This is a genomic window from Mammaliicoccus sp. J-M40, from assembly GCF_022386395.1.
Classification (GTDB): domain Bacteria; phylum Bacillota; class Bacilli; order Staphylococcales; family Staphylococcaceae; genus Mammaliicoccus; species Mammaliicoccus lentus.
Genome location: NZ_JAJNIQ010000015.1, coordinates 12,470 through 32,504, shown reverse-complemented (window position 1 = coordinate 32,504; position 20,035 = coordinate 12,470). Strand labels below are relative to the sequence as shown.

The window sequence follows — 20,035 nt, the reverse complement described above, 5'->3', positions numbered from 1 at the left end:
AAATATGTATAATTAAGTTAAGTTATTTGGATTATAAAGACATACACAACATGAAAAAACTATTATAGGATGGTTAATTAATGTGAAAGATGATTTAAAAATTTCAATTATAGTTACGGTATACAATGCTGAGGATACGATAAGAAACACAATTGAAAGTATTTTAAAGAGTTGTGAGAACGAACGTTCTGAGCTTGTTATTGTAAATGATGGTAGTACAGACCGTACAAAGGATATTTTAGATCGTTATGGAAAGTTAGATAATGTTATTGTTATTCACCAAGAAAATAAGGGTGTTAGTGTTGCTAGAAATAAAGGATTAGATTCTATTGATAAAGATACAGATTTGATTACTTTTATTGATGACTCTGATTTAATTAGCGAAAATTTTGTCAAAGTTGCTAAGCATTTCTTTAGTGAACATAGAGACATTAAAGTAGCTATTACACCAATTAAGGTTATGAGAAATGAACAGACATATGATCATGTACTGAATTATAGGTTTCAGAGGTCGCAGAACTTTATTGATATTATGCGAGATTATAAGTGTATTCATTTCCATATTGGTGGGATTGTTTTTAGTTCGGAGTTGTATGAGAGTGGTCAGTTAAAGTTTAATGAAACCTTATCTTATTGGGAAGATGCAGACATGTTTAACTCTATTATTTTAAGCGAGCTAAAGTATGGGGTGTTAAAGGACAGTCATTATTATTATGACCGTAATAATGAGACTTCGCTAAGTCGCAAAATATGGTCTTCAGAAAAGCGTTACACGTATCATATTAAAGAAAGTTATTTTTCTTTAATTAAAAAATCAATTGCTATACATGGTCGTGTAATACCATATATTCAATATTTAATTGCATTACATTATTTAGATTATTTAGTAGAGCATAATCAGAAATATATTAACGAAATGCACACAAATATTGATAGGTCTTTTGAATTTTATTCAAAAAAAGTGTTTAAGTATATAGATTTGAAAATAATAGATAATTTAAGCTGTTTGAATGTTTATAAAGCCTATTTATATTCTTTGAAAGGTGTGAAGTTTCCTTATTTTAACCATTATAAGGATATTCAATTAGTTATCAATGAATATAATTGGAGAACTCAAAGAATGGTATTTTCTTTCTCTAAAAACATGTGTGGTTTAGATTACCGGTCTTGTGTTTCCGTTTGTTTTGGTAAGAAAAAAGTTACGACTGCAACTGTTAAAGAATTACGAGATGTTACATTATTAGGCCATCCTCTAGAAGATATATGCATGGCTAAATATATAGCTAAAGTTCCTTTGAAATGCTTATTGTTTGGATGCAGATTCAAAGTTGAAGATATCGAAACAAATACAATAATTTGGGTAAAAAATGATGCGCTAGTGAAAAGGTTATACAGAAGAATTATGAAAAAGGGAGCAAAGAAATGAAAATCTCAGTAATTTTACCAATTTACAACGTTGAGGATTATATAGAAGAATGTCTAGATTCTTTGTTATTCCAAACCATTGGTGAAGAAAATTTAGAAATCATATTAGTAGATGACTGTTCTACAGATAATACTGCTAACATAATACAGGAAAATAAACACAAGTTTACTAATTTAATATATTATAAACTACCTGTAAATCAAGGTTCTCCTGGAAAACCTAGAAATATTGGAGTAGAAATGGCTACGGGAGATTATATTCATTTTATGGATCCTGATGATACGATTGAGGAAAATACATATGAAGTATTGTTAAGTATTATGGATGAAAAAGATGATTTTGCTATGGGGAGAATGGTTTCTGTAAACGAAGATGGTTCAGAATTTCTTCATCCTACTTTCAGAGAACATAAGTTAATGAAAACTTATAAATCAACAAATTTATTAGATACACCATTTTTTGCACAAGTGAAAATTGGTGTTGTCCTTAAATTAATAAGAACGTCATTTTACTTAGATAACGAAATTAAGTTTGTAGAAGATATGAAAAATGGAGAAGACAAAATTGTAGATACTTTGCTGTATGCAAAAGCTCAATCTTTCTCATATACGCCAGATATCGTTTATAGATATAGAAATAGAGAAGAAGACGCTAATAAATCATTAACTCACCAAGCTATAAAGCCCTCTATATACAATGATATAGAGGCATATAATACTTGTCGCTCTTATTATAACGATGAATGTTTAGAGTTTTTTAAAATTAATGCTCTGAGATCAATATTTTGGAAAGTGCTAGATGAAGATTTTAAAGAATTAGATGAAAATACGAAAATTACTATATTTAAAGAAATAAGAAATATTATTTTGAATTATAATAAAGCAGTTTTTAAGATGTATCTACAAAATGAAATACCAATTATTAATTTAATTCAAAAAGAAGAGTACCAATTAGCAATATCATATGCACAACTATTAACATCAAGAAGAAAATATTTTTATGAAGGAAAAAATCTAGAGAGAAATTATAGAATATATAATCAGTTTAAAAAAAGTAAAAGTATAAAGTTGTATAGAATACTAAGTAAAATGAGAAAGTTTAAATAGGAGATCAACATGAAATTACTACAAGTATTATTTGATATTAAGAACAAAGACGTAGATTTATTTAATGAACAATTAAATCATGAGATTTTTGAAAAAAATATAATTGTAGATACTATTCAAGATGAATTTGAAATTTTTGATGACGTTGAGCATTATGATTATATCGTGTATACAAATCCTAATTTTTCTATATCAAAACAATTAATTACGACAACAATCAGTGAAATGAAAGAAAAAAATATAAAAATATCCCAATTTACTTTAAGGGATAAATACGATATTGAAGAATATGAATACAATTTAAGTAATTATAGAGATGTATTTTCAACATTGATTATTGAGAGCAGTCTAGTGAAAAATAATTCATTAGTAGACACTTATTTAAATACAAAAATGAATTTATTTAACCAAGATTATATATTAGTTGAATCGCAGTATATGGGTAAAAGTGTAAGAAACGATGATTATAAAGAAAATCTCTTGAATTTATACATGATGTTGATGAATCATGTGAAATATCAAGACGTATTAAATGCATTCGAAAGTGATTTAGAATTTACTGGTTTTATTGATTTTGCTATAGATAATAAATATTTTGAGCAGAATGTTGAAAAAGATATGCAAAAAGCTTATTTAGACACGTTACGTAAGTTTCTGAAAAATGATAGGCTATTTCAAAATGAAAACTATACGCCATATTCTTTCTTTTATCAGCTTGTCATGAAAGGATATGATGAAGCGGCATTAAACGCATTAGTCCTAATTAAAAGCGAACGTTATTGGAAAGAAAAAACTGCACAATATTTAGATCAACCAGTTGATTTAACACAAGATATTAAACAAACAAATGCTTGGAGACAAACACAAAAATTTAGAGACACCCGAATAAAACTTAAAGAACACCTATTTAACTTTGAGAAAAATTTACTTAAGGTCTGCGCCAAAGTGTATAAATTTAAAAATAAAAAAGAAGTATGGTTAATAAGTGAAAGGATTAATAGTGCCTCTGATAATTCATACTATTTATACAAATATATCCAGGAAAATAGAACAGACTTAGTTGCTTATTATTTAATAGATAAAAAAGCAACATCAGCAATAAAAAAATTAAGAAAGTATAAAAATTCGATATATCTTAAATCATTTAAACATAAAATATTAATGCTTGTAGCTGATAAATACATTACATCCTTTACCTTTGAAGAAACAATGGCACCATTTAATCAGAGCCTCTATAAGAAAATATATAAACAAGAACTAATGAATAAAAAAGTTATTTCGATCCAGCATGGTATGATTATTCACAATATATCGCCATACTTAAGTAAAAACTGTTATAAAGTTGATTATATTACTGCAAATAGCAAATATGAGAAAGAAATTATAATGGAAACATTAGGATATAATGATGATGAAGTCCTTATAACAGGAATGGCACGTCATGATAATTTACTTGAAACTTCTAAAATGAGTAATGAAATATTATTTATGCCTACTTGGCAAAGAGGGTTACAAAATTTAAGTCAATCTCAATTTTTACAGACAGAATATTACAAGAAGTTAAATCACTTTATTAATCACCCGTTACTTTATAATTACTTAAAAGATAATAATTTAACATTAAATGTATTAATGCATCCTCAGTTTGAAAAATACTCAGAACAGCTAACAGGTAATGATGAAAATGTGAAATTTCAAAGTACAACTAAAGTAGAAATACCTGATTTAATTGCTAAGAGTAAATTTCTTATTACAGACTTTTCATCTGTAGCTGTGGACTTTCTGTTTCAAAAAAAGAATGTTGTGTTTTATCAGTACAATAAATATGCTTCTCATCATGTACCTTCAAAACAAATTAGATATGAAGAAATAGGGGAAGTAGTGGCGAATTTAGAAGAATTATTTGCGACGCTAAACAAGTTTAAAGATAATCAATTCGCATTATTACCTAAATATGAAAACTCTTATGAAAGACTGTATGAAGTGAAACAAAATATAAGAGAAACTATTGTAAATAAAATTAAAGAAATATAAATTTACAGGCTAATATAAAAATGCTATTAAAAACATTCAATGCATAGTAGATATTAAAGACAAATATAATTGAAAAGGTTAGAATAGAGTTACTTACATAGTGTAGAAAGGCGGCGAGATTGTGAAACAAACATGGGAAGATAAGCTTTCTGAGAGTTTAGTTGAATCATTTCATAATGAACTCACTGAACAAGAAATAGAAGAAGGGTTTCAAGATACATTAGCCTTCGGTACAGCCGGTATTAGAAGTACTTTCGGTATTGGGCCAGGTAGGTTAAATAAATTTACGATACAAAAATTTGCTTTAGGTTTCGCAAATTACTTAAAGGATATCTCGGATGAACCAAAAGTGATAATCCACTTTGATACAAGATATTTATCAAAGGAATTTTCAGAAGAAATCGCTAAAGTTCTCGGAACTCATGGTGTGAAAGTGGTATTACCTGATACTTATAAATCGACACCAGAATTATCATTTGCAGTTCGTCATTTAAATACAACCGCAGGTATTATGATAACAGCGAGTCATAATCCTAAAAACTATAATGGCATTAAAGTATACGGAGCCGATGGTGGACAATTATTAACAGAACCATCATTAAAGCTCAGTGAATACATTGATCAAATAACTGACCCATTAAATATTAAAGTGAATGACTTAAAGACACTGAAAGAAAACAATATCGTTATACCATTTGAAAATGAGACGACAGAAGCTTATAAGAAAGCAGTATGCGATTTAGTCGGCGCATTCAAAACTCAAAACTCAAAAACTGTATTATCAAGTTTACACGGTACAAGCTTGCCAATACTTTCTGATATATTACATGATTTATCTTATAATCATTTTGTAATTGAAACATCTCAGTCAGAGCCAGACAGCGATTTTCCAACGGTTAATGTTGCCAACCCAGAAATGGAAGATACATTTGATTTAGGGAAAGAATTAGCTGATAAAGAGAGTGCGAATTTAATCGTAGCTACGGATCCAGATGCAGATAGGTTAGGTATTGTAGAACGATATGAAGATGGTACAACCCGTTACTTTAATGGTAATGAAATTGGAGTGTTACTTCTGAAATTAAGGCATGATGAATTACAAAGTACAAAATCAAATATGATTAAATCAGTTGTAACAAGTGCTTTAAGTGAGAAATTAGCAGAACATTTACATATAGATGTAATTAATGTCTTAACTGGATTTAAATATATATCAGAACAACTTAAAGCATTAGAAAATGATGAAACTAAACTTGTATTAGCTTTCGAAGAAAGTCATGGTTATTTATTAAATGATTTTTCTAGAGATAAAGATGCCATTCAAACCGCTGCCTTATTAATTAAATATAAAGAACAGCTAACACAAGAGAATCAAACGTTTAAAGATGTATTAGAAACAATATATGAAACGCTTGGCTATTATCAAGATAAGACTTTATCACCTACCTTCAAGGGTATGGAAGGCAAAGCACAAATTAAACAAATAATGGAATACTTTAATAACCTTACAACAATTGAAGTAGGAGGATTAAAGCCTTTATTTATAGAGAACTATATCAAGCAAGAAAGAACTGAGGTTGAAACTGGTAAACAAAGTCCAATCAATTTGCCTCAAGCAGATTTAATTAAATTCATATTTGAAGAAGGATTCATCGCAGTCAGACCATCAGGGACAGAACCAAAAATGAAATTGTATTTCTCGCTTGATGTAGAAGATTTTGATGGTGTAGTTGAAGAGTTTTTACGAAATTACAATTTGAAATAAAATATTTTGAAAAGCCACATTGGGTTAAAAAATCCAATGTGGCTTTTTTATTTGAATACTACCAACTATAGGAATTAAAAATTAGATTTTGTTAACTAGAAAACGAAAATGACCTGAAGATAAAAATCAATAAAATTTATAAACACCCATATAATAAACTTAAGGTTAATTATAAGACACTAAAACTTATAGAAACTCCTGTATTGACAGAGATAACTCGTATTATTATGATAGTGTTTCAAAAAATGTAGACATTTGTAAACTATTTGTTAATATTGTTAATATTGAATTAAAAATTATATGAAATTAAATAAATGGAATGATACACTTTATTTTATTGATTATTTACATTGAAAATAATAGATAGAATTATAAACATTGAGTTTTTAATAAAATTTTTGGTTAACGAATTTAGTATTAAAATTCAAATAATAAATGAGGTAAATTAATGAGTACTTTATATAAAATGAAAAATTTGCTTGTAAGAAGGTTTGACAGTGTTTTTGTAGAAGATAATACGGATAAAATTATTATTGAGTACCAGTATAAGAACTATTTGTTATTTAATAAGGAAAAATTTGAGATAAGAATTCAAAATAAAACTGTGCCTGTGACAGTTAAAAAATCAGGGACTAACAGAATAAAAGTTGAAATAAATAAAGAATTATTAGTGTTTGAACCAATGGAGACGTTCATAAAAATAAATTGTTTTTATAATGGAAAAAAGTTATGGGTAAGAAATAATATTAAAGAAAATTTGTATTTGGTTTTAAATAATAAACTATGTGAATTTGAATGCTCTAAAAGTATGTATATTAAAATATTAAATGAGGATTATTCATTTGTTAGTGAGAAAGTGAAATTAAAACCCTCTATCAAAGAAACTAAAATAATCTTTGAAGCTATCAATGATAATAAATTTACTAAAATATTATTAATAAACGGACAAAATAAATCCGAAATATCTTTAGCAAATAGTGGTTGTTCTAATTATACAGTTCCTATTGAAAAAATAGAATTATTAGCGATGGAAAAGTATCAAGTAATGTACTTAATAAGTGATGATAATGCTTATAAAATCGAGTTTGATGAGAAGTATAGTTTTAATTTGGATCATTATTATATAAAGATTAATAGGCATAATTTCTTCGTATATCATAAGATTTTTAAAGCAGAAACTGTTATTTTAAATGAGTCACCTGATAAATTAGGTTTTATTATAAATTTAAAGAGTAAAGAAAATAGTCATATAAAAGAATATCTAAATTTTGTAATAATGAATAGTGAAAATGAAATTATTGGAAAGTATCCAATAAAAATTTATAAGAATGTGATTACTTCAAAAATATCTTTTGATACTTTTGTTGAGAATAAGTCTAATAAAAATATGTATATAGAAGCAATTGAACAAAACACTAATCGCAGAGTTTTATATAGTATTTCTGAATATGCTAAAAAGAGGAAAATTTATGAAACTGCTATAAAAGTTAATAATCAATATTATTATATGAAGTTTATATCTGATAATGGTATTTTTATAAAATATAAAAAGCCATTTTTAAAAACAGGAGTTAATTATTTTAATGAAAATAAAATTAATTTCTTTGTAAAAGCAGACGACATATATAGACACTGTACTTTCAGTTTATCTTTTGAAGAACGCTATAGTAAAGAAGTAATTGAATATTATATTGAGCCTGGTGAAACTGACTTAAATCTTGAATACCATGAAATGGAGAAGATTATATCCAAGCCTAAAACGATTGTGGATTTATTTATAACTGTTAGAGAACAAAATCACATTGTGAGAAGAGAAAAAATTAGATATAGAACAGCTACATACAAAAAAGATACATATTTTTCAAAAAAAATTATTCACGACAATAATCAAGAAATATATTATCTCAGTACTATAACTCCATTTAAGAACATTAAATTAGAAAGGTTTTCTATTACAAACAACCAATTGAAAGCCATGAATAATACAACTAAAGATTCTAATGTATGGTTAATAGGTGAAAGATTTGATACTGCTCAAGATAATGGCATTGTTTTCTTTAATTGGTTGAGAGCAAATACATCTATAAATGCTTATTATGTAATAGATGAAACTGCATTAGATTATCAAAATATAAAACATAATAAAAATGTAATTAAATTCGGTTCTATAGATCACTTTAAAGTAGCAAGTAAAGCTAAAGTTTTAGTAAGCACTCATGATTTTGAAAATATACTTCCATATAAACCAGCAAAAGGGTTCTTTGGTTATGAAAATACGTTAAAAGTATTCTTACAACATGGTGTTTTAGGTAGAAAGAATGTTGAGTATCATAAAGAGTTTTATGAGCAGCCTTTTGATATTTTTAATGTGAGAAGTATGAGTGAAAAGTACGATGTTGTTGTGAATGAAATGGGATATGACAAAGATAATGTGTTTATTTCTGGACTATCACGTTTTGATAACTTACCTATAGAAAAAGATAATAAAAAGATTAAAAAAATTCTTATAATGCCTACTTGGCGTGATTGGTTGAACAGTGATTTTGCATTTGAAAATAGTGAGTATTTAGAAAGGTATTTAGGTCTAATAAAAAATAGAAAATTAAATCAGCTTATAGAGCAAGAAGAGATTGAAATAAATTTCTACCCTCACTATAGAGCTCAAAGTTATTTTAAATTATTTTTAATGAATAATGATATAAAAGTGCAGTACATTGAACTGGGTCAAAAGACTGTTCAATCACTATTGATTGAGCATGACTTGTTAATCACTGATTATAGTAGTGTCAGCTTTGATTTTACGTATATGAATAAACCTGTTATTTTTTATCATTTCGATGTAGATAGATTCTTTAGAAAAGGTATTTTAAGACCAATTCATGAAACGTTTCTTGGAGAAATAATTTACGATGAAAAGAAATTAGTTGATCAAATATCCGACTATGTCGTTAATGATTCATTTAAAAAAATTGAACTTGAAAAAGATAGTATCTTTAAGCATATTGATAAAAATAACAATCATAGAATTTATGAAAGTATTGTTAATAGTTTAAAAGAATAATAGCAGATATTGGATTTAAAAGGAGAAGTTTATGAATAAGTTTATACCGGTAGTTTTCTGGATGAGGGCGATTTCTTGTTTAGGAATAGTAATGATACACTCTATTTCTATAACGTTATCGAACAATCCAAACCTTGTGAAAAATGAGTGGCCAACATATTTACAAGTTTATTTAATGTTTGCAACGCCAATGTTTGTATTCATTACTGAGTTTTTAACAGCCTATAAATATGGTGATACTTTAAAAGAAGGTTTTTTCAAAAAGAGATTAATAATTTTAGGAATTCCATATGTATTGTTTAATATATTTTGGACTTTTAGCAAATATGATAGTGCCAATTTTGTAGAATTTATAAATAATTTCATGCATGTTTCCATCCGTGGATATTCAGTAACATACTTCATTGTTATTACATTCCAGTTTTATATTCTACATTATCTATTTGCAAAATATTTAAAGAATATTAAGCCTTTACCTATAATTATAGGTTCGATTATATTAACTTCAATTTATTGGTCTATTCGTTTAAGATTTCCACCACCTGATAACATGTTTGGCCAATTAGTTTGGGGTAAAGAAGGGCAAACTATATTCTTAGGATGGTTAACTTATTTCTTATTAGGTTATTATATCGGCAAAAACTATACAGCATTTAAAAATAGTGTACAAAAATATACTGTTCCAATTATTTCATTATTAGTATTTAGTATTATATTTGTTTATTATATTCATACAAGTGGATTTAATAGCGCAATAGGTTCAAAACGAATAGATACACCTATTTACACTACATCTATAATATTAGTATTCTTTTTATTGAGTAGCTGGTTTACATATGTACCTAAATTTATATTATTTATCAGTAATTTCTCGTTTAGTATTTATTTAATGCATTTAATATTTTTAAATAAAATGACAATGCTTAGTGAAATCGTTTATTTAGACATATTATATAAATTTATTGTCGCAGTCTGTTTATCAGTAGCTGTATCTTACTTGTTTAATTTAAGTAAATACGGAAAATATTTCGTAGGAAATGTAAATTCTTTAACTCATTATGAATTACACAAATATAGAAATACAAACAATTCTACCAATAAGACGCTTGATTCAGTAGGATCAAGTAGCATTTAAAAACGGAAATCAATATAAAAAGCTCCCTTTATAACTCATAAAGGGAGCTTTTTATAAATATCTTATTTTATAACTTCTATTCTTCCATACCTAACTCTTTCAATGCCATTTTCTCATACGCCGCTTCTCCTGATTCCATAGCAAACTCAGCGATAAACATTGGGAACACTGCATTGAGTTCTAATATATGTTCTTTCATTCGTGGCCATGTTTCTCCTCCAGCTTTATCGTATGCTGTTATAAGTTGCTCTAATCCTTCGTCGCCGAATACACGATGATGTCCCATAAAGTCCATTGAAGGATCGGAGTGGGTTGCTTCGGTCCAATCTATGAGTCCTGTGACGTTTGCTTCATTATCTACCATTATATGTCCTGGATGTAAGTCTCCATGTATCATGGTTGCATGTTGTGGCCAAAGTTCATCGTTTTCTAACCATTGTTGCCATCTGTTCCATAACTCATCTGCTACGCCATAAGTTTCTTTGACTTTATTCATCCTTCTTTGAAAGTCATTTCTTATTTCTTGTATAGTTTTGATATTTATATGATGTGCGGTAATGTTTTCTTCTGGTATGTTGTGCAAGTCTACGAGTGTTTCAGCTAATGTGTTAACAAAGTTTTCTGGTACTGGTTTGTGTTCAATTTCCCATACATAGTTTTGTATTTGCGGATCTATTGTTGCTGCAGGTTTACCGGTAAGTTTTGGATAAGCGATAAGGTCTTTTTCGTGTACTTTCCACTTTGGTACTTCAAATGAAACGTTCTTTTGTAAGAAATCTACCGTTTGTTTTTCAGGTTTTGTTCGCTTATAAACGTCAGGTCTTCTTGGTAGTCTTAAAACCCATTCTACGCCTTGTTCATCTTCTCCAAATGCAACTTGGAAATCTAGTCCTGATTCATTCAACGAGATTGTTTGAGGTTGGATATGCAATTGATATTTTTCTGCGCATTTAATAATTTCATTATGTTGAGTCATTTTATTGGCTCCTTATTTCTATTGTATTTTTCTTATGAAAGTATTTTGTTTTATCTTGATATAAATATAACTGATATGCAAACGATAACTGCAAGAGATTGTGCTATAACGTATGAAAGTATTTTATGTTATGATGTTATAAATGATAATATTTCTCAATTGATAATATTGAGAATGATAGGAGTGGATGGGTTTGCAAGAGGTACAAAAAATTTTATGGAATGGTCGTTTATTAACGATTGCTCTTCCTGAACATTATGAAGATAATAATTCTAATCCTGTGCCTTTTCACACTGTTATTGTACAGGATGGTTCATATCTTTTTGATAAGCTTGTCGAAGAATATCCAAGTAATGTCATGTTTGTTGGTGTTGAACCAGTAGAGCGTAATAGGGAATATACGCCTTGGATTGAGGATGTTAGTGGACAGCATTATGGTGGGGAAGCTGAGCAGTATTTAGATTTACTGGAATTTGAATTAATCCCTTACTTAAAGGAAAGGTATCATATTTTTGATGAGTCGGAGTATTTAATTATTGGTGGCGGTTCGTTTGGTGCGTTACTATCTATTTATGCTTTAGTTACAAGATCCCATTTGTTTGGTAAGTATTTAGTAATGTCTGCTTCAATGTGGTATCCGGGTTTTATTGATTTTCTTAAAAAGGCTGATAATATTGAATATCCTCGGGATGTTTATTGGTATGTCGGTGAGTTAGAGGGTGCTGAGTATCCAAATATATTAAAGAATATGGTTCCTTGTACTAAAGAGGGTGTAGAAATTCTTAAAGAGAAGTTAGTTAACCCTAATTCTCGTTTAACTTTTGTAACACATCCTGAAGGTATACATCGTCACCACTTTTTTGAAACGTATTTTGCAGAGGGTATTAATAAAATATTGTATTAATCGGCTAATGCCAATGTGATGAAACAAGCTGAGACAATTTTTATTTGTCTCAGCTTTTTTGTTTGTGTAAATAAGATAACGAATGTTGCAAGAGAAGGTCCACGTGCAACATAATCATCCAATCCACTACTGCCAATACAAAAATAGAGTCCGGAACAATTATTTATCTCTTGCTTTTTTATTGTTTCGACAAGATGACTAACCAACCTTTTATAAAAATTTCATAACTTTAAAATACTGATATAATGGGAATATTGCAGTATTATGAGAGTAAATATACATAAAATTGATTGACAAATAACATGGTAAGTATTATAGTTGATTACACAACTAATAAACCAATCATGTTATAGGATAAGGAGAATGAATATGAAACCTACATTGAATGATGAAACACCTATATTTTTGCAAATTGCAGATATGATTAAAGATGATTTAGTTGAAGGACTTTTGTCAGAAGGTGAACAAATACCTTCTACAACAGAACTTTCGAATTTTTATAATATCAATAGGGCGACGGCTCAAAAAGGTATTACACTGTTGGTTGATGAAGGTATTGTTGTTAAGAAGAGAGGTATTGGTGTATTTATAGCTGAAGACGCGCGCGACAAGCTCGTAAATACAAGAATGCAAGCATTCTCTAATTCTTATATCCAGAATATGGTTAAAGAAGCTAAAAGACTAAATATAAGTAAAGAAGAACTCATAAGAAGGGTGGAACAAGATTATGACAATCATTGATATTCAAGATATGTCATTTAAGTATAAGGATGAAAACATTCTAGAGCATTTATCACTCCAAGAAGACGAACCTATGATTGTTGGATTATGGGGACGTAATGGTTCTGGTAAAACAACTTTAATGAAATTAATTTCTGGGCAAGAGCGTCCTGACGCAGGTCATCTATCTGTATTGGATAAGAAGCCATTTAACAACACGAGTGCAACGGAAGAAATCACTTATTTGCGAGAGAATCATTATTTTGGGAAATCATGGACAGTAAATGAGGCGATGAAGTTTGCAGCGATGTTTAATACGAATTGGGATCAAGAAGAAGCGGATTATTTAATTGATTTATTTGAATTACCAAGAAAGAAGAAAATTAAGACTTTCTCTAAAGGTATGCAGTCTATGGTACAAGGTGTGATTGGTATTGCGAGCCATGCACCTGTGACAATGTTAGATGAACCTACGAATGGTTTAGATGCATATATGAGAAAGGTATTCGTTAAAGCATTAATAAAGTCATATGATGAAGACCCAAGATATATAATGATTGCTTCTCATCATATTAAAGAAATAGAAAAAATTTGTGAAAAGCTAATTATCATTTCTAATCGTGAGGTTAAGTTACATGAACCTATTGAGTATTTCCAATCAAGAGGTGCAGTATTACTTGGCAAATTAGAAGATATTAAACAAGTTGTATCAGACAAAGATATTATCGAACAATCTACAATACTCAGTCAGCATAAAGTAATGGTGGATGTTTCGTATAGTGATTCACTGATAGAGCAATGTAAAGCTTTAAATATTAAAGTGGATAAAGCGAATATACAAGATTATTTAGTTAATATAACGATGACGAAGGAGGCCCATCATGAATAATTTTAAAGGTTCATTTTCAATTGTATTTAGGGAACTGAAACTTCAACTTTATATATTCACGGTTGTGCTTATACTTCTAGCAGCGCTTTATGTGGCTATTGGTTATTTTGGAGAACCAGAAGACTTTAGACCACTATTATCAGGTCCTGTGTTTGGTATATTAGGATTCTTACCATTGTTCTTATTTCACGATCCGTTTAAAGCATCTATTGAACTAGGTGCAACGAGAAAACAATATATTTTTAGCGTATGGTCTAGTTACCTAATATTCATGGTTGCATTGCTTATCGTACAAGAAGTTGTTAGCTATATCGTTCGATTAATTACAGACTCTTCAAAAAGTACAGTAGTATTATTGAGAGCAGGTGACTTAGTACCAAATGCGAGTGTGTTAGATAACTTTTGGATTGATTTTCTAGCTATACTATTTATCGCAGGAGTATGTTTCTTACTAGCAGCTATTATGTATCGAATTGGTATGATTCCAACTGCATTAGGTGTATTTGCTCTTGGCGTAATTGTATTCATTTGGTCTGTTTTAGGTGATATTATGCCACTTGTAGAATGGATAATGAATCATATTTATGAAACATTTCATATATTAGGAGCAGTTGGTGTAATAGCAGCACTCTTGATATACCCTATAATGATAAAAGCTAGAATGAAAGAGTGAATATTTATAATAGTAGAAAATAAAAACTATGACGATTTTGTAAGGTGCTGATGACTAGGGAGAGCATGTACTTACAAAAATTCTGAAGAGCTTGGGACATAAATCCTGAGCTCTTTTTTTTGGGGATGGAACTGATGAAAAGTAAGAGTAGATACTGTTATTGGATTAATTATTACATAAACACACAAACTAACTTTTCTTCTGACCCAAATCTAAAAATAAAGCTGAGACATTTAAACATCTCAGGCTCCCTTAAGTAATTTCCATCATAATCTTCGTAATATATTCTTTTTCATTATTTTTAATCACTGAGTCGAATACATATTCTTCAAAAACGTATTGACCGATCTCTAAATTCAATTCTTCTATTTTGTTAAACATCTTTTGATAAGTTTCATAAATTGTTTGATCTAAACCGACATGATACCCGACTAAGTACTGTCCGTTTAGGGTAATGGTATTTGTATAGTCACTTTTATTTGATGGGATTTCAACATAAAGGTAGCTATATTGATTATATTGTTTATTTAAAATTTCATTTTTCTTTGTTACAACGCCTATTGGCTGACTAGAGAATAAATTGTGATGCTTGAGCTCATCTACAAATTGGTTTATTGACATTAGAAAATCTAGCTCGGAAACATTATTGATGTTGTCACTAATATAAAATGTAGTGTTTTCTATATCGTGAAGTTCAATTTTATCGAATTCTGTATGGATAGCATCTTTGATAGATTTGATTTTATCGTTTATTACGAGCTCATTAAAATTTAATTGTTGTTTCTGTGCTTGTATGACTTTCTTTTGTTGTTGCATGAGATCTAGGAAAAGTTCTGGTGATTTGTCTTGTGTATATTGTTTAATTTCTTTTAAGGACATACCTAATTCTTTCAATAATGTGATGACACTAATAAACTCGATTTGTTTAACTGAGTAATAACGATAGCCACTTTCATTTTTAAAATCCGGCTTAAATAAGCCTATTTTGTCATAGTAAATCAATGTTTGTCTGCTAACATTTGTTAGACTTGCAAACTCGCTTATAGGTATATGATTAATTTTTTGCATAAATTGAGTTCCTCCACTTGACTATATAGTTACTATACACTTTAAATTTAATATATTAAAGGTGTTTTTTGATATGAAAATGAAAACAAATAGATTAGAATATAGTGAAAATCACTTAATATTTAATAAAGTAATGAATAAGGAGGTCTAATATGAAGAATAAGTTAAACATTTTATATTTTAATATATTTCTTATGTTTTTAGGTATTAGTATTGTTATCCCAGTACTACCAACAATATTGTACGATTTAGATTTGAACGGTAGTGATTTAGGATTATTAGTAGCAGTGTTTGCGTTGTTTCAAATGATTGCTTCTCCATTTGGAGGAAGATTTGCAGATAAGTTTGGTAAGAAAATCATTATCATTATTGGACTTTTATTATTCTCCATATCAGAATTTATTTTTGCGGTAGGGAATACTTTTTCAATACTTTTATTATCAAGAGTGTTAGGTGGTATTAGTGCAGCGTTTGTAATGCCTGGTGTTAATGGTATGATCGGTGACTTATCAACCGCGGAAAATAGAGCAAGAAACTTTAGTTACATGTCAGCAGTTATTAACACAGGATTTATTATTGGACCAGGAGTGGGAGGATTCTTAGCAGAAATATCGCATAGAATGCCTTTTTATTTTGCCGGTGTATTAGGTATCATTGCGCTACTCTTCTCTATTATTTTGTTAAAAGAAGAAAAAGAAGTAGAAGATGTCGACAAACCGAAAGTAAAAGAACCATTCCCATATAAATTGTTCGTCGTTCCTGTCGTTGTGATGTTGATTTTATCTTACGGTTTATCTTCAACTGAGACGATGTTCTCATTATATACAGCAGAAAAAGTAGGATTCGAACCGAAAGATATTTCTATTGCGATTACAGGTGGAGCTATTGTAGGGGTTATATTCCAACTATTCCTATTTGAAAGAATCGTAGGAAGAATTGGAGAAATAAGACTTACATTGTTCTCACTTATATATTCAGTAATCGTGTTATTCGCATTTATTTTCGCTTCGAGTTATTTATCCGTTATGCTTGTAAGTTTTATTATATTTATAGGATTTGATTTAATAAGACCGTCAATGACGAATTACTTCTCGAAATTGGCCGGAAAAAATCAAGGAACAGCGGGTGGCTTAAACTCTGCCGCAACAAGCGTCGGTAACTTAGTTGGCCCGTTAGTAGCAGGGGTAGTGTTCGATATAGATATCAACTTCCCGATGTACGTTGCGATAGGTTTCTTCGTATTTGCGGCGGTTATATTAGTGTTCTATAGACCAGATAAATTAAAGTTTTAAAATAAGCGAAGTAGGACTAGGTATGAAAAAAGTTTGATATAAGTGCAACTTCATACCAGGCAGCTACTGCCATTATATTGAATCAGCCTGAGACGTGTACTATGTCTCAGGCTTTTATTTTTCATCATTTTTATACTTAGTATAATTAATATACTCAAAACTGTTGACTTACATCTAAAATCGCGTTACAATTATCTCGAAATCGAAATAATATGTGGATAGGTGATGACATGAATAGAACAGATGAATCTTTAAAGGCATTGGTCGGTATTAAACGCTCGAATGATACGATTGATCGTATTGTTAAGCAAGATATGAAGAACTATGGTTTGAATATTACTGAATTTGCCGTAATGGAACTGTTATTTCATAAAGGTGATCAGCCTATTCAAAAGGTTAAACAACGTATTTTAATAGCAAGTAGTAGTACAACATATGTCATTGATCAATTAGTTAAGAAAGGTTATGTGAGACGTCGTCAAGATACGAAAGATAAACGAATCACGTATGCAGTATTAACTGATGAAGGGCAAGAGTTAATAGAAAATATTTTTCCAAAGCATGCTGAAACAATTGCGAATGCTTTTTCTATCTTAGACGATGAAGAACTTGCTATATTAAGAAGAGCATTAAAAAAAATTAGCGCAATGTCTAATGAGTAAGTCGCGCAAATTTTTTTCAGTGTTATTATTTCGAATTCGAAATAAAAAATAAAGAAAGAAGGAATCTATAATGAGTAATAACGAACTTATCGGAATCCATCACGTAACTGCTATAACAGATGATGCAGTAAGAAACTATGAATTCTTTACAGAAGTATTAGGAATGCGTTTAGTTAAAAAAACAGTAAACCAAGATGATATATATACGTACCATACATTTTTCGCAGATGATCAAGGATCACCAGGGACAGACATGACATTCTTTGATTTCCCAAATAGTCCTAAAGGTCAAAGAGGTACAAATTCTATTAGCCGTGCAGGCTTCAGAGTCCCAAACGATGCAGCTTTAGAATATTATTTAGAGAGATTTGAAGAATTTGGTGTTAAAAATGACGGTATTCAAGAACTGTTTGGTAAAAAAGTTTTACCATTTGAAGAGAAAGACGGTCAAAGATATCAATTATTCTCAGATGAATTAAATAAAGGTGTTGAACCAGGCATACCATGGAAAAACGGACCAGTTCCTGAAGATAAAGCGATATATGGATTAGGACCAATTGAAATTACAGTTAGTTATTATGACGATTTCAAATCAGTATTGAAACAAATATATGGTATGAAACCAATTGTTGAAGAAGGAGATGTAACATTATTTGAAGTTGGCGAAGGTGGCAACGGTGGTCAAGTTATTTTAAGAAAAGATGACAAAACACCTGAAGCTAGGCAAGGGTACGGCGAAGTTCATCACGTATCATTTAGAGTGAAAGATCACGAAGCTATCAAAGCATGGGAAGAAAAATATAAAGAACTACGCATTGGTAACTCTGGAAATGTTAATCGTTTCTACTTTGAAGCATTATATGCCAGAATTGGACATATACTAATAGAAATTTCTACAGATGGTCCAGGATTTATGGGAGACGAGCCTTATGAAACATTAGGGGAAAGTCTTGCGTTACCACCATTCTTAGAGTCTCAGCGTGAATATATTGAATCTGAAATTAAACATTTTGATACGACAAGAAAGCATGACTAATTAAATAGAAAAGGAGTGGTTCTGATGAAAGTGTTACGTCCAGAACAATTAACGCAAAAAGAAAACTATAAATTATTAATAGGGTCTGTTATACCTAGACCAATTGCATTAGTTACGACACAATCTGAAGACGGTATATTAAACATTGCACCCTTTAGTTTCTTTAACGTTGTTTCTTCAGAACCTCCTATACTATCTATAGCGGTACAAAGAGTAAATGGAGAATCGAAAGACACGGCTCGAAATATATTGGAGCAAAAAGAAGCGGTCGTACACATTGTAGATACAGAAAATGTTGAAAATACAAATGAAACCGCTGCGCTTTTAAATAGAAATGAAAGTGAACTTACGCGTACAACATTTGATACTGTAGAATCGTTAAGTGTCTCAGTACCAGGATTGAAACAAAGTAAGGTACGCTTTGAAGCTGTATTACACGATACAATGGCTATTAAAAAAGATGATAAACCTGTATCTGATTTAATATTATTAGAAATAAAACATTATCATTTTGATGATGCTATTTATAACGATGGCTATATTAATAAAGATGAATTAAGTGCAGTAAGTAGATTAGCAGGTAATGATTACGCTGAAATAGGGCGCACATTTACAATAGAAAGACCATAAAGTGAATGGAGTTGACTAGAAGTGAAACATATATTTAAACAAGGTGAACAAGGCAAACCTGTATTTCTTTTATTACACGGAACAGGTGGAGACGAGAGAGATTTACTACCTTTAGCAGAAATGCTTGATCCAAGTTATAATGTGTTAAGTGTAAAAGGTGAAATATCCGAAAATGGTATGGCGCGTTACTTCAAGAGACGTGCAGAAGGCGATTATGACTTAGAAGATTTAGAGTATAGAGGTCAAGAATTATATGACTTTATTAAAGAATCATCAAAAGAATATGAATTTAATTTAGAAGACGTTATACCAGTAGGCTTTTCAAACGGGTCGAATATGGCGATTAACTTAATACTAAGAGAAAGTACACCTTTCCAAAAAGCGTTATTATTCGCACCATTATATCCTTTAGACTTACAAGATAATCAAAAAGATTTATCAAACTTTAAAGTATTCCTATCAATGGGTAAACAAGATCCAATCGTTACACAAGAACAAAGTGAACGAGTGATTGAAATATTTAAAGAACGCGATGCAGAAGTACATGAAACTTGGGTGAACAGTCATGAAATTACACAAGAAGCAGTACTAGCAGCAAAAGAAATATTATAAGGGAGTGGAACAGCAATATTATTTTGCTAAAAAGATTTCGTAGTCC

At 29.7% G+C, this 20,035-nt stretch carries 17 protein-coding genes; 15 read left to right on the top strand and 2 right to left on the bottom strand.

Annotation, left to right across the window (positions count from 1 at the left end; all coding sequences use genetic code 11):
* The first annotated feature begins 82 nt into the window (after positions 1–82).
* From LQ688_RS12910 to LQ688_RS12885, 6 genes are all read left to right on the top strand, one after another.
* Positions 83–1,426 carry a glycosyltransferase family 2 protein gene (locus LQ688_RS12910; RefSeq protein ID WP_239752856.1) on the top strand — a complete coding sequence of 448 codons (1,344 nt, stop codon included), beginning with the start codon at positions 83–85 and terminating at the stop codon, positions 1,424–1,426.
* Positions 1,423–2,532 carry a glycosyltransferase family 2 protein gene (locus LQ688_RS12905; protein WP_070045299.1) on the top strand — a complete coding sequence of 370 codons (1,110 nt, stop codon included), beginning with the start codon at positions 1,423–1,425 and terminating at the stop codon, positions 2,530–2,532. Before LQ688_RS12910 ends, LQ688_RS12905 begins: the two co-directional genes overlap by 4 nt.
* Positions 2,533–2,541: 9 nt before the next feature.
* On the top strand, positions 2,542–4,566 hold the full coding sequence (locus LQ688_RS12900; RefSeq protein ID WP_239752855.1) for a CDP-glycerol glycerophosphotransferase family protein: 2,025 nt from the start codon (positions 2,542–2,544) through the stop codon (positions 4,564–4,566).
* Between the two features lie 121 nt (positions 4,567–4,687).
* Positions 4,688–6,331, top strand: a complete 1,644-nt coding sequence (locus LQ688_RS12895) for a phospho-sugar mutase (RefSeq protein ID WP_239752854.1) — start codon at positions 4,688–4,690, stop codon at positions 6,329–6,331.
* Between the two features lie 448 nt (positions 6,332–6,779).
* Positions 6,780–9,392: a CDP-glycerol glycerophosphotransferase family protein gene (locus tag LQ688_RS12890; RefSeq protein WP_239752853.1), complete on the top strand. Its 2,613-nt coding sequence runs from the start codon at positions 6,780–6,782 to the stop codon at positions 9,390–9,392.
* Positions 9,393–9,423: 31 nt separating this feature from the next.
* Complete coding sequence (locus tag LQ688_RS12885; RefSeq protein ID WP_239752852.1) at positions 9,424–10,527, top strand: acyltransferase family protein; 1,104 nt, start codon at positions 9,424–9,426, stop codon at positions 10,525–10,527.
* Positions 10,528–10,603: 76 nt separating this feature from the next.
* Here the strand turns inward: LQ688_RS12885 and LQ688_RS12880 are convergent, their stop codons facing one another.
* Positions 10,604–11,503, bottom strand: coding sequence for an Mph(C) family macrolide 2'-phosphotransferase (locus LQ688_RS12880; protein ID WP_239752851.1), 900 nt, complete (start codon positions 11,501–11,503; stop codon positions 10,604–10,606).
* A 193-nt stretch (positions 11,504–11,696) separates the two neighbouring features.
* Here LQ688_RS12880 and LQ688_RS12875 point away from each other — a divergent pair, with 193 nt between their 5' ends.
* From LQ688_RS12875 to LQ688_RS12860, 4 genes are all read left to right on the top strand, one after another.
* Entirely contained in the window at positions 11,697–12,407 is a 711-nt protein-coding gene (locus LQ688_RS12875) for an alpha/beta hydrolase (RefSeq protein ID WP_239752850.1), read from the top strand.
* Between the two features lie 369 nt (positions 12,408–12,776).
* Entirely contained in the window at positions 12,777–13,148 is a 372-nt protein-coding gene (locus tag LQ688_RS12870; RefSeq protein WP_017000320.1) for a GntR family transcriptional regulator, read from the top strand.
* Complete coding sequence (locus LQ688_RS12865; RefSeq protein WP_103269507.1) at positions 13,135–14,016, top strand: ATP-binding cassette domain-containing protein; 882 nt, start codon at positions 13,135–13,137, stop codon at positions 14,014–14,016. The genes LQ688_RS12870 and LQ688_RS12865 overlap by 14 nt, the downstream gene beginning before the upstream one ends.
* Positions 14,009–14,689, top strand: coding sequence for a hypothetical protein (locus tag LQ688_RS12860; protein ID WP_239752849.1), 681 nt, complete (start codon positions 14,009–14,011; stop codon positions 14,687–14,689). Before LQ688_RS12865 ends, LQ688_RS12860 begins: the two co-directional genes overlap by 8 nt.
* A gap of 252 nt (positions 14,690–14,941) precedes the next feature.
* Here the strand turns inward: LQ688_RS12860 and LQ688_RS12855 are convergent, their stop codons facing one another.
* The gene (locus tag LQ688_RS12855) at positions 14,942–15,757 is read right to left on the bottom strand and encodes a MerR family transcriptional regulator (RefSeq protein ID WP_070045279.1); all 816 of its coding nucleotides are present in this window, start codon (positions 15,755–15,757) and stop codon (positions 14,942–14,944) included.
* A 152-nt stretch (positions 15,758–15,909) separates the two neighbouring features.
* On the opposite strand from LQ688_RS12855, the gene norA reads away from it, so the two are divergent.
* The 5 genes from norA to mhqD all read left to right on the top strand — a co-directional run bounded on the left by norA (position 15,910) and on the right by mhqD (position 19,989).
* Positions 15,910–17,049, top strand: coding sequence for a multidrug efflux MFS transporter NorA (norA, locus tag LQ688_RS12850; protein ID WP_017000324.1), 1,140 nt, complete (start codon positions 15,910–15,912; stop codon positions 17,047–17,049).
* Between the two features lie 230 nt (positions 17,050–17,279).
* The gene (locus LQ688_RS12845; protein WP_214269728.1) at positions 17,280–17,711 is read left to right on the top strand and encodes a MarR family winged helix-turn-helix transcriptional regulator; all 432 of its coding nucleotides are present in this window, start codon (positions 17,280–17,282) and stop codon (positions 17,709–17,711) included.
* A gap of 70 nt (positions 17,712–17,781) precedes the next feature.
* Positions 17,782–18,747 (top strand): ring-cleaving dioxygenase MhqE, encoded by a 966-nt coding sequence (mhqE, locus tag LQ688_RS12840; RefSeq protein ID WP_239752848.1) that lies wholly within the window; start codon positions 17,782–17,784, stop codon positions 18,745–18,747.
* A 24-nt stretch (positions 18,748–18,771) separates the two neighbouring features.
* Positions 18,772–19,377, top strand: a complete 606-nt coding sequence (locus LQ688_RS12835) for a flavin reductase family protein (protein WP_239752847.1) — start codon at positions 18,772–18,774, stop codon at positions 19,375–19,377.
* 21 nt (positions 19,378–19,398) lie between these two features.
* Positions 19,399–19,989, top strand: a complete 591-nt coding sequence (mhqD, locus tag LQ688_RS12830; RefSeq protein WP_239752846.1) for a methylhydroquinone degradation carboxylesterase MhqD — start codon at positions 19,399–19,401, stop codon at positions 19,987–19,989.
* Positions 19,990–20,035 lie beyond the last annotated feature (46 nt).

Coding starts and splice junctions, on each gene's coding strand:
- LQ688_RS12905 (WP_070045299.1), top strand. CDS start 1,423: ATGAAAATCTCAGTAATTTTACCAATTTACAACGTTGAGGATTATATA.
- LQ688_RS12900 (WP_239752855.1), top strand. CDS start 2,542: ATGAAATTACTACAAGTATTATTTGATATTAAGAACAAAGACGTAGAT.
- LQ688_RS12890 (WP_239752853.1), top strand. CDS start 6,780: ATGAGTACTTTATATAAAATGAAAAATTTGCTTGTAAGAAGGTTTGAC.
- LQ688_RS12885 (WP_239752852.1), top strand. CDS start 9,424: ATGAATAAGTTTATACCGGTAGTTTTCTGGATGAGGGCGATTTCTTGT.
- LQ688_RS12880 (WP_239752851.1), bottom strand. CDS start 11,503: ATGACTCAACATAATGAAATTATTAAATGCGCAGAAAAATATCAATTG.
- LQ688_RS12870 (WP_017000320.1), top strand. CDS start 12,777: ATGAAACCTACATTGAATGATGAAACACCTATATTTTTGCAAATTGCA.
- LQ688_RS12865 (WP_103269507.1), top strand. CDS start 13,135: ATGACAATCATTGATATTCAAGATATGTCATTTAAGTATAAGGATGAA.
- LQ688_RS12860 (WP_239752849.1), top strand. CDS start 14,009: ATGAATAATTTTAAAGGTTCATTTTCAATTGTATTTAGGGAACTGAAA.
- LQ688_RS12855 (WP_070045279.1), bottom strand. CDS start 15,757: ATGCAAAAAATTAATCATATACCTATAAGCGAGTTTGCAAGTCTAACA.
- norA (WP_017000324.1), top strand. CDS start 15,910: ATGAAGAATAAGTTAAACATTTTATATTTTAATATATTTCTTATGTTT.
- LQ688_RS12845 (WP_214269728.1), top strand. CDS start 17,280: ATGAATAGAACAGATGAATCTTTAAAGGCATTGGTCGGTATTAAACGC.
- mhqE (WP_239752848.1), top strand. CDS start 17,782: ATGAGTAATAACGAACTTATCGGAATCCATCACGTAACTGCTATAACA.
- LQ688_RS12835 (WP_239752847.1), top strand. CDS start 18,772: ATGAAAGTGTTACGTCCAGAACAATTAACGCAAAAAGAAAACTATAAA.